The organism is Aminobacterium sp. UBA4908, assembly GCF_002398115.1.
Taxonomy (GTDB): domain Bacteria; phylum Synergistota; class Synergistia; order Synergistales; family Aminobacteriaceae; genus Aminobacterium; species Aminobacterium mobile.
Genome location: NZ_DHCG01000016.1, coordinates 1 through 15,395 on the forward strand (window position 1 = coordinate 1; position 15,395 = coordinate 15,395).

At 43.8% G+C, this 15,395-nt stretch carries 14 protein-coding genes; 3 read left to right on the plus strand and 11 right to left on the minus strand.

The genetic code is table 11. The features are described 5' to 3' along the window. The first annotated feature begins 292 nt into the window (after positions 1-292). Positions 293-832 carry a nitroreductase family protein gene (locus B4J50_RS09720; protein ID WP_024822946.1) on the plus strand — a complete coding sequence of 180 codons (540 nt, stop codon included), beginning with the start codon at positions 293-295 and terminating at the stop codon, positions 830-832. A gap of 19 nt (positions 833-851) precedes the next feature. Here B4J50_RS09720 and phoU read toward each other — a convergent pair whose 3' ends face one another. From phoU to B4J50_RS09745, 5 genes are all read right to left on the minus strand, one after another. Then, the gene (gene phoU / locus B4J50_RS09725) at positions 852-1,619 is read right to left on the minus strand and encodes a phosphate signaling complex protein PhoU (RefSeq protein WP_286954151.1); all 768 of its coding nucleotides are present in this window, start codon (positions 1,617-1,619) and stop codon (positions 852-854) included. Then, positions 1,579-3,225: a Na/Pi cotransporter family protein gene (locus B4J50_RS09730; RefSeq protein WP_024822944.1), complete on the minus strand. Its 1,647-nt coding sequence runs from the start codon at positions 3,223-3,225 to the stop codon at positions 1,579-1,581. The genes phoU and B4J50_RS09730 overlap by 41 nt, the downstream gene beginning before the upstream one ends. Positions 3,226-3,274: 49 nt before the next feature. Next, on the minus strand, positions 3,275-4,306 hold the full coding sequence (locus B4J50_RS09735) for a Ppx/GppA family phosphatase (RefSeq protein ID WP_156923400.1): 1,032 nt from the start codon (positions 4,304-4,306) through the stop codon (positions 3,275-3,277). A 9-nt stretch (positions 4,307-4,315) separates the two neighbouring features. Continuing rightward, positions 4,316-5,755, minus strand: coding sequence for a proline--tRNA ligase (proS, locus tag B4J50_RS09740; RefSeq protein WP_286847692.1), 1,440 nt, complete (start codon positions 5,753-5,755; stop codon positions 4,316-4,318). 72 nt (positions 5,756-5,827) lie between these two features. Then, positions 5,828-7,927, minus strand: coding sequence for a patatin-like phospholipase family protein (locus B4J50_RS09745; protein ID WP_286847691.1), 2,100 nt, complete (start codon positions 7,925-7,927; stop codon positions 5,828-5,830). Positions 7,928-8,120: 193 nt separating this feature from the next. Here B4J50_RS09745 and B4J50_RS09750 point away from each other — a divergent pair, with 193 nt between their 5' ends. Continuing rightward, positions 8,121-9,407, plus strand: coding sequence for a dicarboxylate/amino acid:cation symporter (locus B4J50_RS09750; protein WP_286847690.1), 1,287 nt, complete (start codon positions 8,121-8,123; stop codon positions 9,405-9,407). A 64-nt stretch (positions 9,408-9,471) separates the two neighbouring features. Here the strand turns inward: B4J50_RS09750 and B4J50_RS09755 are convergent, their stop codons facing one another. From B4J50_RS09755 to B4J50_RS09770, 4 genes are read right to left on the minus strand one after another with little or no spacing between them, the layout of a single operon-like run. Continuing rightward, a complete protein-coding gene (locus B4J50_RS09755) occupies positions 9,472-10,833 on the minus strand; it encodes a chloride channel protein (RefSeq protein ID WP_286954152.1) in 1,362 nt (453 codons plus the stop codon). Positions 10,834-10,890: 57 nt separating this feature from the next. Next, entirely contained in the window at positions 10,891-11,376 is a 486-nt protein-coding gene (locus B4J50_RS09760) for a chemotaxis protein CheX (protein ID WP_286847688.1), read from the minus strand. A gap of 26 nt (positions 11,377-11,402) precedes the next feature. After that, entirely contained in the window at positions 11,403-11,864 is a 462-nt protein-coding gene (locus B4J50_RS09765) for a hypothetical protein (protein WP_286847687.1), read from the minus strand. Then, complete coding sequence (locus B4J50_RS09770; RefSeq protein WP_286847686.1) at positions 11,864-12,748, minus strand: lysophospholipid acyltransferase family protein; 885 nt, start codon at positions 12,746-12,748, stop codon at positions 11,864-11,866. The genes B4J50_RS09765 and B4J50_RS09770 overlap by 1 nt, the downstream gene beginning before the upstream one ends. 117 nt (positions 12,749-12,865) lie before the next feature. Here B4J50_RS09770 and B4J50_RS09775 point away from each other — a divergent pair, with 117 nt between their 5' ends. Then, complete coding sequence (locus B4J50_RS09775) at positions 12,866-13,672, plus strand: universal stress protein (protein WP_286847685.1); 807 nt, start codon at positions 12,866-12,868, stop codon at positions 13,670-13,672. On the opposite strand, the gene sfsA is transcribed toward B4J50_RS09775, so the two are convergent. Together sfsA and B4J50_RS09785 are read right to left on the minus strand one after the other, a co-directional pair. Continuing rightward, positions 13,669-14,769 (minus strand): DNA/RNA nuclease SfsA, encoded by a 1,101-nt coding sequence (gene sfsA / locus B4J50_RS09780; RefSeq protein ID WP_286847684.1) that lies wholly within the window; start codon positions 14,767-14,769, stop codon positions 13,669-13,671. The genes B4J50_RS09775 and sfsA overlap by 4 nt on opposite strands. Before the next feature lie 27 nt (positions 14,770-14,796). Next, positions 14,797-15,282, minus strand: coding sequence for an AbrB family transcriptional regulator (locus B4J50_RS09785; RefSeq protein ID WP_286847683.1), 486 nt, complete (start codon positions 15,280-15,282; stop codon positions 14,797-14,799). Positions 15,283-15,395 lie beyond the last annotated feature (113 nt).

The following is a 15,395-nucleotide window of genomic DNA, read 5'->3' on the forward strand; positions in this document are numbered from 1 at the left end:
ATTCACTTCTCAAGGTTCTTTCGCTCCGCCTCTCGGGCGGCGCGAAGGGTATAATACCATTTTTCAGGAAGAAGTCAACTCTCAAAAACAAGAAAAAGCAAAAAAGCACTAAAAAACATGATCTATTTCTATGCCTCCTTTTGATTTGATAAAAGGAAGCATTCACGAATAATTTTTAAAGAGCAACCCCAACAGAGTGTGCCGTTCAAATAAGGCTTGTCTTCTCTCTTGACCTTTTTTTATAAGAGTATCTACAATAGAATCCACAGTAAAAGACAAGGGGGGTATAGTTTTGGACTTTGAGGAGCTTGTTCAAAAAAGATACAGTGTGAGAAAATACAGTCCACAGCCAGTGTCTGTACCTATTATAGAGAAGTGCTTAGAAGCAGCTCGTTTAGCGCCTTCCGCCTGTAACTCTCAGCCGTGGACCTTTTTGGTAGCTCATACTCCTGATAAAGTAGCTTCTTTAGCTCATGCCGCTTTTGGAGGAGCATATTCAATGAACTCTTTTGCCGCCTCCGCTCCTGTGCTATTGGTTGTTATTACAGAACGTTCTCGATACTCTTCTGCTCTTGGAGGATTATTCCGAGGGGTCCAATTTAGCCTTATGGATGTAGCAATTGCTTGCGAGCACATAGTTCTACAAGCAACAGACTTCGGTTTAGGGACATGTATGCTTGGCTGGTTAAATGAAAGAGCTGTAAAAAAGGAACTCAATCTTCCCCGTTCGACAAAAATTGATATCATGATCTCTATGGGGTACCCCAGCGAAAATAAAAGGACTTTATCAAAACCTCGAAAGACTATGGAAGAGATTCGCCACTTCCTTTGATATTGTTATATTGCTCTTTTCATATACCTGATGAAAGATCCTTTTCAGCGCCGGTATCTTTTTGTTTCTCTCCCAAAATCTGTTTCAATCGTTCCCCTGTCGCTATAAAATACGTTTTTTCTGCCACATTTGAGGCGTGGTCCCCCACGCGCTCTAAGTGGCGTCCGACCCACATGAGGGCTGCAGCACATTGCACTGTAACACAATCTCCTTTTGGCCGAGCAGCTATGATCTGTATCAGTTCTTCAAAAATATTGTAGTAAAGAACATCGAGATCCTGATCCTTTAGAAAAACTTTTTTTGCGAGCTCTGCATCATTAGTTTCAAAAGCCTTCAATGCGTCACGCAACATGTTTGTGGAAATATTCATCATTTTGGGAATATCTATCAATGGTTTCAGCAATGGATACTGATTAAGGAAACAGGCCCTCTCTGCTATATTTACAGCCTCATCTCCAATCCGTTCTAGATCGGTAATAATCTTCGCAACGGCAAATACAAAACGAAGGTTCTCTCTTACTGGTTGTCTCATCGCTATAGAACCAAGACACTCCTGCTCTATATCTACTTCCAAAATATCGATAGAATCATCATTATCTATAACGTGTCGGGCAAGATCGCTGTCACACTCTATAAGGGAACGTACCGCTTCCGATACGGCATTGGTAGCCTCTTCTCCCATTTGATGAACCATTTCGAGAATGCGCTTCTTGTCTCCAGAGTAAAGAATCATCTCCGGCGTTAACTTAGATTTCTCCTGCTTCTTTTTGAAGAACAATACCGTCACTTCCTTCTAAATGAAGTTTCATTCCCCGGAATCGGCTCCCCCAGGCCACTTCGAGAGCAGCACTTACAGCCACCCTCAATACCGTAAGTAACCTCCAATCCAGAGAATCTTTACGATCCACGAAAAGCCGACCCTGAACAATTAAAGTTTGTCGTATCTGTTGATCATAATTTTTAAAAATCTTCTCTACACTTAGAGCCTTATGAACGCTCTCTTCATCGTCAAGAGCAAAAGCTCGCATACTATATCGGACTACACCCATAAACGATTGGACGTACTCTTCCCACATTTTTTCTTCTATATTTCTGGCACTACCTTCTCCAGCCCCGTTTCTCCATAACTTATACAATCTACCCGTAGTAATTTCTACTAGGTCAGCCATTGCTATAAGAGAATACGAAATTGCGGAATACGATGTCTTTTGTTCTGGATCATCAAGAGGAACTGGTATTGCAAACATGTAATCTGAGCACTGTTGCAACAACGCTGGTATTCCTCGCTGAAGTTTAAGAATCTGATCTTTATAATGAGGTGCAAAAAAAAGCATATAAATAAATGTTTCCACATAATTAGCAAGACGAGTCATTTCTTTCGCAAGAAGCGGCACCGCTAACGAAGGGAAATCTGTAAGAGAATCATCCAAATACATGGCCTCCTCTGGATCCCAGGCCTCTTCTTCCGAAAACCACCTTCCACTTACAAGTGCTGACTGCCTTACAAAGGGGGAAAAAATGAGAACGTTAAGAATACTCACTCCTATCTGATATACAGCCAGTTTCATCTCTGGAACTGGAATAAAGAAACTCGTTCCCTGAAGGATCAAAGGCATACAAAGGTATCCCGCCGCAACACCGAGGCAACGATAAACAAAAGAGAGCCAGGCAAGACGCCGGGCATTGGGACGGGTTCCCACGCTAAAAAATAAAACTATAATGCTGGAGCCAAGGCGTGCCCCTAATACGAGGGGGAAGAAGGCCTCCGCCGATGCCACTCCTGCCGATATAAGAGCGATGCCAATAGCCATTACACCAGACGCTCCTTGTGTTATGGCTGAAAGGAAAAAAGCCGTTACGCCCAGCCAAAAAGGTCTTGCAACAAGACGAGCAATAAAGAAGCCGATAGGAGAGCCTTCCAAAGCAATAGAAGAACCCAATTTAAGAAGAAACATCCCTGTAAGGATCAGAGCAATACCTCTCACTACCCACCCTATTTTACGAAAATCCTCTTTCTTCAGATGACAGAGGACAAAACCTCCCATCAAAAAAATAGGAGCCATCACATCTATGTCAATAGCGAGAAGAGGAACCAAAAGGGTAGACCCCACACTTGCCCCCATCATGACGAGGATAGCACCCTCATAAGGCAATGCATGGATATCGACCAATCCAACAGCAAAAGCTGTTGCGGCAGAACCACTCTGAGCTATTGCCGATAGAATAACCCCAAGAGAAAAGGCAGAAGACTTTCTATTGCCTAAACGAGACAATAGCCCTCGTCCACGGCTTCCTAAACTTCTTCGAAAGGCCCAATTACTTTCTTCTAGGCCATACAGAAGAATTGTTATTCCTGCTAATATTAAAGCGTAAGAAATTCCTACGGGAAACATTCTTATCTCTCCTCAGCAATCTTCTTAAAGGCGTTTCCCTTTACTCTATTTACGAAAAATGGCCCCCCTGAAGGATATGTAATGCCACTCCATGCCTCAATCCTCTATGGCTTACCACGAATTTTTCTTCTCGGGCTATATTCAATATTTCCGCTACAATACAAGCTCCGGCAAGAATAATATCAGCGCGCCCTGGGGATAAACCTGGAATGAGACAGCGTTCCTCCAGTGTTTTTGAAGAATAAAGAAAAATTTGCCGTTTAATCTCTCCCAGAGAAAGAGAAATTCCATGTACACTCTCTGGAGTATAAGAGTAAAGACCTAGCTTTACAGCAACCATAGCAGTAACTGTCCCTCCCACTCCAACAAGAGTACCTACTTGCGAAAGAAAATCCCAGCGGTTTGACAGTATCTTTCTGATCTCCAACCTAACTTTATGAACATATTCAGAAGAAACTGGCGTTTTTTGTAAAAATTTTTCAGTCAAAACCACAGAACCTATGGGAAGGCTCCATCGATGTATAATGTTTTCCCCTTTCCCCTGAACAAGCTCTGTGCTCCCTCCTCCAATATCAAAAACAGTCACATTTTGAGAAAGATATTTATCTTCCCATATCCCTGAAAGTGCACCACGAAAAGCAAATTCCGACTCTTCATCGCCTGAAAGGATTTTCATAGAAACTCCAGTTCTATCAAGAAGCGTTTCAACAAAAGAAGAGCTATTAGAGGCTGACCTGAAGGCCATTGTACCTATTACAACAATCTGAGAAACACCTGCCTCTCTGGCTACCCAAACAAATCGTTCCACCCCTTCTATGGTTCGACGCATGGGCTCAGGTAGCAGCAAGCCCTCTTTAGCAAGCCCTTCGCTTAAACGGGTAATCTCTATACGTTCATCTAGAGAGACTAATTCCTCTCCCTGCAAAATAGCTATAAGAAGTTTAATGGAGTTAGACCCTATATCGATAACTGCTAAAGTTCGTCTATCTTCCACATTAACCATCCCCCATAAATAAAAATCAAAGCGGATCCCTTCCTTATGAGGAACCCGCTTCCAATACTGCTTTTTCGTTATATCCAAATAAAAGATCTAATATGCCTTAGCAAAAATAGTCTTTCTAGCATTAGAAGCACCTGTCAAGAAACAGTTCCCCGTCTCAGCATCCCCCAGCGGAATACACCGAGGAGTAGCGCCTGTTTCTTCCTTGATCTTCTTCTCATCCTCCGGGGTTCCGGCAAAAAACGTCTCTATAAAACCTCCTTCTTCCTCCAACCGAATCTTAAACTCATCGAAGGAAGAAGCAAAAGAGGTGTGCTCTTTTCTAAAAGAAAGAGCTTTATTGAAGAGAGAGTGCTGAATATCTTCAAGGATTTCGGGAACTTTTATTACCACATCGTTTAAAGGAATATCTTTTCGATCTCCAGTATCTCTTCGAACCACACGAACAGTACCTGCAGCAAAATCTTTTTCCCCAAGTTCTAAGCGCAAAGGAACTCCTTTCTGAAGATGAGAGAAGAAACGATCCCCAGGACGCATATGGAACTGTTTATCTACAACAACATATCGTCCGCCTAAGGCTGTATTAAGTTTGTCCGCCAACTCCAGAGCTTTAGGCAACAACGTTTTTTCAATAACATCATCATTCGTACTAATAGGAAGGATAGCAACCTTATTAGGAGCTATGCGAGGAGGAATAATAAGCCCATCATCGTCGGAATGAGTCATGATTAAAGCCCCTATTAATCGCGTTGAAACACCCCAGCTTGTAGTCCAAGCATATTCCTGCTCTCCATCCTGATTTTGAAACTGTATATTAAAAGCCTTGGAGAAATTTTGCCCAAGGAAATGGCTTGTACCTGCCTGAAGAGCCTTCGTATCACTCATCATAGCTTCACAGGTAAAGGTATTGAGAGCCCCTGGGAAACGTTCCCCTGCCGTTTTTTCCCCTGGAATAATAGGGAGAGCCAAGACCTCTTTCATTATTTTTTCGTAGACACGCAACATCTTAAGAGTTTCTTCCATGGCTTCCTCTTTCGTTGCATGGGCAGTATGCCCTTCCTGCCAAAGGAATTCTGATGTTCGCAAAAAGAGTCGAGGCCGTTTTTCCCATCGCATAACATTGGCCCACTGGTTGATCAATATGGGAAGATCACGCCATGATTGAATCCATTTACTGTACATATAACCAATCACTGTTTCTGAAGTGGGACGAATAACAAAGGGTTCCTCAAGTGGCTCTCCTCCGGCATGAGTAACAACTGCACACTCTGGAGAAAACCCCTCAACATGTTCTGCCTCTTTCTCTAAAAAAGAATTGGGTATAAGAAGAGGGAAATAGGCATTTACATGGCCTGTTTCTTTAAAAGCTTCATCAAAATAACGCTGTATCGATTCCCAAAGAGCATATCCAGTGGGACGAATAACCATACACCCTCTTACGGGGGCATAATCTGCAAGCTCCGCTGCCTTAATGACATCAAGATACCATTGGGAATAATCTTTCCCCCTAGGGGTTATGTTCCGTGCCATGTTTTTCTTCAACCTCCATCATGAGTTCCGCCGAAAGATCGTCAGCTTTAGTTGTAAAATGTTACCCCTCCACTAGGGCAGGGGATAATGGCTCCATATAGGCTTCCCAATAAAGAAACCTACTTTAAAATCACTCTGGTCATTATACAGGAACATGAGGCGACCATCGAAAAAGTGCCCCGGAGCCGATAGAGAAAGGCCTGTTTCCCAAACACTGTCAAGGCGGGAACCTCCATTATCGTAAGTCCACCCAGCTCCTCCAAAAAGCTCTGCAGTAAGATTTCCCCACCAACTGCGGAGGAAAACTCTTCGAAGGCCAGCATTGACCCATATCATGCGCTCCGCTTCAATAGGCTTATCGGCATAACTATAGAGTTCTTCAGCAGCGCCAAGATAGACAGCATGACCAGCCTCTGTCATATCTCCCTCTGCAAAACCACCTCTTAAGTAGAGACGCCAATTTTCAGAGAAAGATGTTACAAAGAACAAGTTCATTCTATATAACAACTCGTCATAATCAGGCCACCAAAAAGCGACTCTCATCATGCTGCCTTTCGTAGGATCCATCATGTCATCTAGGGTATTATACGTTAGATAAAACGTAGGTCCCCAAGAATCTTCATCTTTACCTTTATAATGGACCCTCTCCCCGCCTAAACCAGCGCCAGCTAAAACATTTCCCATAGTGAAATGGCGTGTAACTCCCAAACCGTATCGATCCCATCCCCGCTCTTCAGAAACATTACGAGGCGTAAGTTCCCAACGCTGAGCAGAAAGATTGACTTCCCAGGCTTTAGAGAGCTCTGAAGAGGAGAGATAGCCCACATCTGCAGCCCACTGCGTTCCAATTTTAAGATTAAGCTTCAATGCGTCTCCATCTTTATAAATATCCCTATGAATACTGTTCACATAAAGCCACCGGTACGGATGAAGATTCGTAGTGTATCCCCCTATTCGAACTTCCGATTGCGGGCGGCGCTGAACAGAAAAAACCACAACAGCTCCGCCATGATCTTCTTCCAAGTGATAATCCACTGCCAGAACATCCATACGCCGGGATATCTCTTTATTAACTCTTAATATCCATTGAGGATCTATCGGTTTTCCTATTTGAGAAAAATACTTCGTTCGAAGCCCTTTGCACTCCCTATCTGGCAGGCCACGAACACAAATATCCATTAAAACCTGTGAAGGTTGTTTCCGACGAGGAGGAATTTCAGGAGCTGTTTGGGCTAAACTCACTATTGCCTTGAGGTGGGTTAATGTCTCCTTCCGACCTGCTGCAATAACAAGATCCGCTTGAGTAGCATCAAAAAGAGGGAGCTTCCCCACTGCCGGTGTTAAAACTAAATCCGCTTCTCGAATTTCTCTTTCTACATTCTGCTGCGTTAAAACAGTAATCGATTGATCCACTACATCCACAAGAGTACGCAACTCCAGGCGAGACTTCTTTTCACTCGTTACATTTACAGCTATGACGGGATAACCAGGGAAAAGTTCCCTTGCGGTCAAGACAGGGAGGTTCGATACAAGCCCGCCATCGACAAGGAGACGACCACCAAGAGGCCATGGTTCAAAAAGAGCAGGGATAGCCATAGACGCTCTCATCGCTGAAGCCAAGCTGCCACTCTGAAGAACAACTTTCTCTCCTGTCTCTAAGTCCGTAGCAACTGCGGCAAAGGGTATCGGAAGTTCTGAAAAACGAACCACTTGTACGCGAGCAGCCATATGGGCAAATTTCTCAAGAAGCTTGACCCCGGAAAACCCGCCAAGAGCTCCTCCTATCCCTCTGCGGCTGCCCAGGGAAAACCAAGGAATCGCACTGTTCTCAGAAGTTCTCTCTCCTAACGGCAGGACCATAGAGGAGTCTTTTTCAGCAAGCAAGCTCCCTAAATCAATATTATTCACAACTTCTTCCAGTTCTATACCCGTGTAACCACTTGCAGTCAACCCTCCAATAATAGCCCCCATACTCGTTCCCACAATCCCAGCGATAGGTATATTGTTTTCTTCTAAGACCTGAAGCACGCCTATGTGGGCAAGTCCTTTCGTTCCACCACCAGATAGAGCGAGGACTATTCCTCCACGAGAAGAAGCTGAACAGGGGGAATTATTCCCAAGGAAACAGACTAAAAGCATAAAGCCGACACAAATACGTTTTATATATGACATTTGCCAGCCTCCTCGTCTATACACCAATACTTGAATAAATTTTAACGTACTCAGAGCTATGAAACAACTCTTTTAAGTATTCAGCTCCTTGTGCCGCCCCGTAAAAGAATGTACAATTTAGATATTTATATAATAGTCTGTAATAAAAACATTGCTAAATAGCGCTTAACACTAATGGGAGGTGGGGAAAAGGATGGGAAACGAGAAGAAAGGAATGTTTGACTGGTATTTCAAAAGTAACCTGTTACTCCGGATTCTCATCGGTCTTGTTCTTGGTGCAATTGCAGGTATGGTGGCTGGAGATTCTATTTTATGGGTCAAACCATTAGGGGACATTTTTGTGCGGCTTTTGAAAATGATCGTTACGCCCATTATTTTAACAACTCTTGTTGTTGGTTCTGCAAGTATTAGCCCTGCCGAGCTCGGCAAGGTAGGGGTCAAAATCGTCGTCTATTATCTTATTACATCTGCAGTTGCAGTTGCAGTAGGCTTACTTATGGGAAATATCTTTCACCCAGGCTTAGGCTTAGACCTTGGGGCCATAGGGGAAGCAGCCGGACGCGCTCTTGAAAAACCATCTCTTGCAAATACTTTCCTCAATATTATCCCAACTAATCCTTTTGGTGCTCTTTCCAGTGGCGACGTTCTCCCAATAATTTTCTTCGCCATTATATTTGGTCTCGCCATAAGCTATCTTAAGATCAGTAAAGATACACGAATTCAAGAAACAGGGGATTTGCTATTTAAGTTTTTTGATGGAGCAGCAGAAGCAATGTATAAAATTGTGGGATGGGTTTTACAGTATGCACCAATAGGCGTCTTTTCCCTCCTTGCCGTCGTATTCGCACAGCAAGGAGCTAAAGCGATTGGTCCTTTATGGACTGTAACCCTTGCCTGTTTCCTCGGTTATATTCTTCATCTTATTGTGGTGTACGGAGGCTTTCTTACCCTGAATGGGCTGAGTTTTTCCACGTTCTTAAGGGGCTCAAAAGAGGCTATGATTACTGCTTTTGTGACAAGAAGTAGTGGCGGGACTCTCCCTATAACAATGCGTAATGCTGATGAAAATTTGGGCATTGCTAAAAACGTTTACTCCTTCACACTCCCTTTGGGTGCTACTGTCAACATGGATGGAACTGCTATTTATCAGGGCGTTTGCGCCCTCTTTATCGGTTTTGCCGTAGGACTTCCCCTTAATTTCAGCCAGCAAATGACCGTTATTTTAACAGCCGTTCTTGCCTCAATCGGAACAGCTGGAGTTCCAGGTGCCGGTGCGATAATGCTTCTTCTCGTCCTTGATTCTGTGGGGCTTCCCATCGAACAAGGCTCTCCTGTCGCAGCAGCATACGCTATGATTTTAGGGATAGACGCTATTCTTGATATGGGGCGAACCTGCCTCAATATTACAGGAGACTTAGTTGGATCTGCGGTTGTAGCAAAGAGTGAGAATTTACTCGACTTATCAAAATGGGGTAAATAAAACTATATTGCAGAAAAGACAAGAGGCTGTTTGAAGAAACAGCCTCTTGTCTTTATCTAAAACCTCAGTAACGTTTCCAAAGTTGATAACTTCGAACAAGCAATCTCACTAAAGGGAGCCTCGTTAAAGCAGGATCTGAATCACACTCTCCGACTCGTTGATATTCACTACAAATATCAAAAGCCGGAGATTTCGGACATTTTATAATTTGATCTGGGTAAATACTTCGATAACCAGTGACTATAAAGGCAACAACAGATGCTAACGCTGCGAGACTTGCAACTTTGGATCCGAACAGCTCTACCGCAAGAATAACTGCCGCAATAGGCGTGTTAGCAGCTCCTGAAAGAACTGCAACAAGTCCAATGCAACTAAAAAGGACGGGGTCTAACCCAAAGAAAGAAGCAAAAGCTGCCCCTGAAGTAGCACCGATATAGAGCGTTGGAGTAACGACTCCTCCACACCCTCCAGCCCCCATAGTAATGCCCGTAAACAACGACTTCCAGAAAAAAGCTACTCGAGGGATGGGATTACCAGCGATAGCCTCTCGTATAGATTCGCCTCCTAAGCCTAAATACCGCGATCCCACAAAAAACGTAAGGACTACAAGCATTCCTCCTCCGACCAGAGCTTGTAATAACGGAGAGGAAGAGAACCTACGAAATATTTTTTGAGTAAAACGAAGAGTTTCTATAAAGAAAAGAGCTACTAACCCAAAAAAAACGCCTGAAAGGACTACCCATGTAACCATATGGGGCTCAGTTACACGTGGAACGTAAAGCAAAGGCTGGTATAGATAAGCCATGCCAAGACTTAAGGACACTTGATAGCTCACCATACCACTGACGATACACGGCAAAAGCACGTCGTAAAAAAGCTGTCCGACAAAGAGATTTTCCAACCCAAAAACAGCACCAGCAACAGGTGCTCCAAAAACAGAAGCCATACCCGCTGAAACGCCGCAAATCACAAGTTTCCGACGATCTACTTTGTTGAGATGAAAACCATTGGCAAAAACATTCGATACCGCAGCTCCAATCTGAGCACTCGGCCCTTCTTTACCGAGAGAACCGCCTGTAGAAATAGTAATAATAGATCCTATAACTTTCACTACTACAGAAAGCACACTCACTCGGCCATCATGATGATGTACAGCTTCTACAACACTAAGGGTCCCTCTGGTACGATCCATGGGTTTTAAGGAAATCACAAGCCACGCACTAACCATAATACCTAATGGGAGCAAAAATATCCTCCACGAAGGAAGCGCTCCTACAAATTTGGAACATCGCTCCAAAACTATCATAAACGTAGAGGTAGCCGCCCCCACAAAAACTCCTATAATCACGGCCAACAGAAGCCATTTACTAATACTATAAAGAAGAGCAAATTCTTCCTTAAGAAGTTTAACCCACGAATCCTTCACTACAGTCACTCCAATAAACCTTAATGGGACACGGTTGGATGCCCTTATACTATTCTTCTAACAATGAAAAGAGAGAACAAGGTAAAGGGTTCCACCCTGAGCTACAGAAAAAGGCAAAGTAAAATTTTTAATGCCAGGAGATTCACTTGGCACAGTTCTGATACCTGCACCTGTAATAAGCTGAGGAGGTGTTACATCCACTCCCTCTAGAGAAGACTGAGTCAAAGCTCTTCCACTCACCATATTAGAAAGCTCCCCAATGACACTGGTAGCTACTGGGTCTTCTATATCTGGCTTGATCATTCCACCAGACATTGCTGTTACCACTGCACTGAACCCCGCATTATCCAACATAATAACCAGCGTTCCTTGCAACCCTTGTCCTAGCACTCCAACGAGGGCCGCAACACTGCTTCCTCCCACATGTACCCCCTGGGCTACTTCCGATCTCTGAAGAGCAACCTCTACTCCCATTTCCCGACTTACAGAAATAAGAGATGATCCAAAAGTGTTCACCAAGGTTGCTAGTTTTTCTACGCCCATCAACCAGTATCTCCCTTCTTATTGTGCTATATCTCTTGCCCTGCAGTAAGAAAACGACGAACAATGACAAAAGCAGCGAGATCATCGATGTCACGGTACGGAGTTCTGAGAGAAACCGGAATCAATAGCCACAACCCTTTTGGCGGGTACATATCCCAGAAAACATTTCTTGCCTCAAGAGTAGATCCTCGCTCTTCCACTATATGTATCTGATGAGATTGTATTCCAACCCCTTCAAGAAAATCGAGAATATCTCGACACATCGTCCCGTTTCCAACAACAACTACCAGCTCCCCACGGTCCTGGAAAACATCTTTACCCTGAACCTGAACCCATGGAGACATTCTACGCCACTCCCGACGCTTTAAAAACTCCCAAAAGAGAGGGAATTCTTCCTTTTTTGTTATTCCGGAAAGGAAAAGATCACCGCATGAATCTGTTAAAACCCAACCGACTTTATCTTTTCCCGGATCGATACCCAGAAGCATCACTTATCCCCTAACGTGGAAGCCCAGCGCGGATAAAGCCACATCCACTGGCCTGGATATTTAGTGATCCATGAACTTATGGAATTATTACATATTGCTACGGCCTTTTCCAGATCAGTACCAAAAATTTCTGAAGAGGGATCCTCAAAAGGCGGCAAAAAATATAGATCATGGTGAATGCCATCTTCTCTTCTAATGATATAGACAGGAATCATGGGGCTCCCATACTTAAGGCTCATTTTTATTGGCCCATAAGGAGTACTCGCTGGGAGGCCAAGAAAAGGGGCCACAACCCCCTTTTCCTTCGCATCTTGATCGATAAGAATCGCCAATATCTCTCCACGCTTCAAACAGGCCATAGCCGCTTTGAGGCTAAATCCTTTACTGACAGTGGTGACTCCCCAACGTTGGCGTGAATCGATAATGAGATCAGTTATCCTTTCATCACGCTGTTCCGCTCCAATAGCATTCATAGGATACCCTTTCGCTGCTACAGCTGCAGCAGCCATCTCCCAATTTCCAAGATGAGCGGTAATAGCAATAACCCCTTTCCCCAGGTCGAAAGCTTTTTTAAGATGTTCTTCTCCATGTATTGTCACCAATTCATTGAGGTTCGATATCATGTCAGGAAGACAAATAAATTCTGTAACAGACCGTCCGAGATTCACATATGAAGCTCGAACAATCTGTCGAGCGGTGCTCACCCCTATACCAAGAGCTTTTACACATCGATATTCCGCACCATCTACTCGTTTTTTGCTCAAGGCCCAAAATACTGAGCCTAAAAAACTTCCCACCATCATTGCCATTTTGTAGGGGATATTCTTTAGGAGACTTTGAATAAACTGAATCAACTTCCACGTCATTTCCCGACCTAACCTCACCGATAGTTCCTCCCTCTCAAATTCGCCGATTATTATACCCCATCCAGATGTATATACATCCAATTTACGATATACTTATTAGATAATTTCGAAGCAATAATAGGAGGTGAGCTTTTCATGTTACGACGAATATTGTTTCCTATAGATATGACCGATTTTTCAAAAGAAGCTTTGTGCTGGCTCTCTCAGAGAGCGCTACTACACCAATCAGACATCTTGGTAGTTCACGTGGTAAGTCCTTCAGCTGGCATCCATACCCCACAGCTTGTACAAGAGACCGAAGCGGCTCTGAACGACTTTTGTCTTCAAAGTATTCCTGAAGAACTATTTTACAAGGTAATGGTAGCAGCTGGAGATCCTCTTAAAATTATCCCAGAAATCGCCGTTTCAGAAAAATGCACCTTCGCTGTTCTTCCTGCCCAAAATGTGGCAGAAATAACTCCTCTTGTAAGACGTCTCGCCCTTCCACAACTTATCCTTCGGTCAAAAGACGGGGTTTTTCCTGGAGGAGACATTTATAAAAATATAGCCGTCGCTATAGATCTTTCCCCTGGTCGAACAGATGCGATGCTCAACGAACTTAGAGATATTATCTCCCAGAGCGGAAGCACACCTCATCTAACCTTGGTTCATGGAGTACCTCTTGATGACGCAGAAGATTCTCAGGTCCTCATCAATGCTGCGGAAGAAGCCCTCGAAGTGGTGGCTCAAGATGTGTCTCAATGGAACCCGGATACATCTTTTCAAGTGGTAAGCGGGGAACCGGAAGTAGAACTTCCTCTATGGATTAAAAACACCGATCCAAGTCTCCTCGTAGTAGGACTTTCAACACAACGCGAATTATGGCAGCTTATCGTTGGTTCTACGGCAGAACCCCTTATTGAGGGGACAACGTGTCCCGTTTTGATTTTTCCTACAGCTTAAACGGAGAGAAACTCCTCCAAACGATCGATCCGAACAGAAAGAAGATATTGAATAAAGCTGCGTTTCGATAAGGGGTTTTCCTGAAACATAAAAATTGGTTTTCCATTGAAATATTTTATGGTGTCACATATACTACCGAGACCATTTGCAAGAACCGCTTCCAGATCCCGTCCGGTACGTACAGGGATGCTCCGAATAGAATCAGCCATACTGAGGAAAGCCTTAAGAGAAGGGATCATATTCGGTCTACGCATATCGTTATAATCCACGTACTCAAGCCTCGGAGAAATGACAATGGCGTACTCTTTCCTCTTGTTAAACTGACAAAGGAGAAGGACATAACCAAAGGGGCTGGCTTCACTTGAAAGGACGTTCCAAAGAATGGGAATTTCTCGAGGTTTCCCGCAAAAAGAGAAATCCTCGTTCCATGGTATTTTAAAAGCCTTTACTTCAAAAGCCCCCTCTCCCTCGTCTATTTGAAACAATGCTTCAGCAAAATCGTAATCCGTATGAAAATCTGGGATGAAAAACTCTGGGTCACCTGATTGTACTATAAAAATGACGCCTGTCTTCTTCCCTTTTGCCGCCAAGCCCTGAAGGTCTTTGACATGTTTAACGGCACGCAGAGAAGGGGCATCAGGGAACATGGCTATACGTCTGCCAAATAAAGAGCACGACTTTATTTCGAGGATCATCTCTGAAGAGCCATCTGAGACAAGAAGATCGAATCGGCTCTTTCCCCAAGGAACCTCCCGTCTTATAACTCTATAGTCCTCCATCCCCGGCACAAGACCATGATCAAAAAGCCATTCTGCCAAATCATTAGTTTTATGGGTATGGAGCATGACTGGGCCATGATCAGACTGTATTCCTATCACTGTAAACCTTGTCTTCCGAGCAGAATTGGATGATACCTCTTTTTGTAGAAACAGCGTAGATCCTGAAAATAATAACTCCCACAACCTCCCGGGATTCGGGAGGAAAGCCTGAATTTTTTCTCCATCAAGCAAACACTCCACGAGAAAACGATTGGGCCTAGAAAGAAAAGTCGCCGCAAATAAGGGACGACGCCCTGATATTCGAAAGACTTCCGACATATAAAAACCTCCTTGATACTACAAGAGCTAATGTCCATTCCCTAAAAACCAAGCTATAAAGGGAATGGAAATAAGAACAACGGTAATGCGAATCACATGAAATAAAAGAGAAACGGGCGCATTCGCGCCTGCTTCTACTGCTGCAAGCCCCAAACCTGAAAGTCCACCTGGAGCTGTAGAGTACACTGCCGTCATGAGATCAATACCACATAGTTTGGAAACTCCCCGTGCAAAGAGAATACTTACCCCTAAAATGGCGAGGCTATATAAAATCGCTACTGGAATAAAACGTGGAATTTCTTTTACCGAAGCTATATCTGCCTGCGCCACAATCACGTAGGCGACTAAAAGTTGAGAAAAAAAAGAGAGAAGACGAAGAGGCTGTGCTCCCGTACCTAAAAAACTTTTAACGACAAGGCCCCCTACCATTCCTCCCACAAGAGCCCCTGAAGGAATTTTTAAAAAATAACCTGCTAATCCTCCCACCATAATGCCGGCACATAAAGCCCACATTGCAAAGTATCCTCCATTTTATTTATTTTCTATTAGACAAAAATAGGGGGCACAAGGCCCCCTAAAAATATTCATAAACTACAGTGCACTTACCCGAGCAGTGTCAGCATTAC

Coding starts and splice junctions, on each gene's coding strand:
- B4J50_RS09730 (WP_024822944.1), bottom strand. CDS start 3,225: ATGTTTCCCGTAGGAATTTCTTACGCTTTAATATTAGCAGGAATAACA.
- proS (WP_286847692.1), bottom strand. CDS start 5,755: ATGGCACGGAACATAACCCCTAGGGGGAAAGATTATTCCCAATGGTAT.
- B4J50_RS09745 (WP_286847691.1), bottom strand. CDS start 7,927: ATGTCATATATAAAACGTATTTGTGTCGGCTTTATGCTTTTAGTCTGT.
- B4J50_RS09750 (WP_286847690.1), top strand. CDS start 8,121: ATGGGAAACGAGAAGAAAGGAATGTTTGACTGGTATTTCAAAAGTAAC.
- B4J50_RS09760 (WP_286847688.1), bottom strand. CDS start 11,376: ATGGGCGTAGAAAAACTAGCAACCTTGGTGAACACTTTTGGATCATCT.
- B4J50_RS09765 (WP_286847687.1), bottom strand. CDS start 11,864: ATGCTTCTGGGTATCGATCCGGGAAAAGATAAAGTCGGTTGGGTTTTA.
- B4J50_RS09775 (WP_286847685.1), top strand. CDS start 12,866: ATGTTACGACGAATATTGTTTCCTATAGATATGACCGATTTTTCAAAA.
- sfsA (WP_286847684.1), bottom strand. CDS start 14,769: ATGTCGGAAGTCTTTCGAATATCAGGGCGTCGTCCCTTATTTGCGGCG.
- B4J50_RS09785 (WP_286847683.1), bottom strand. CDS start 15,282: ATGTGGGCTTTATGTGCCGGCATTATGGTGGGAGGATTAGCAGGTTAT.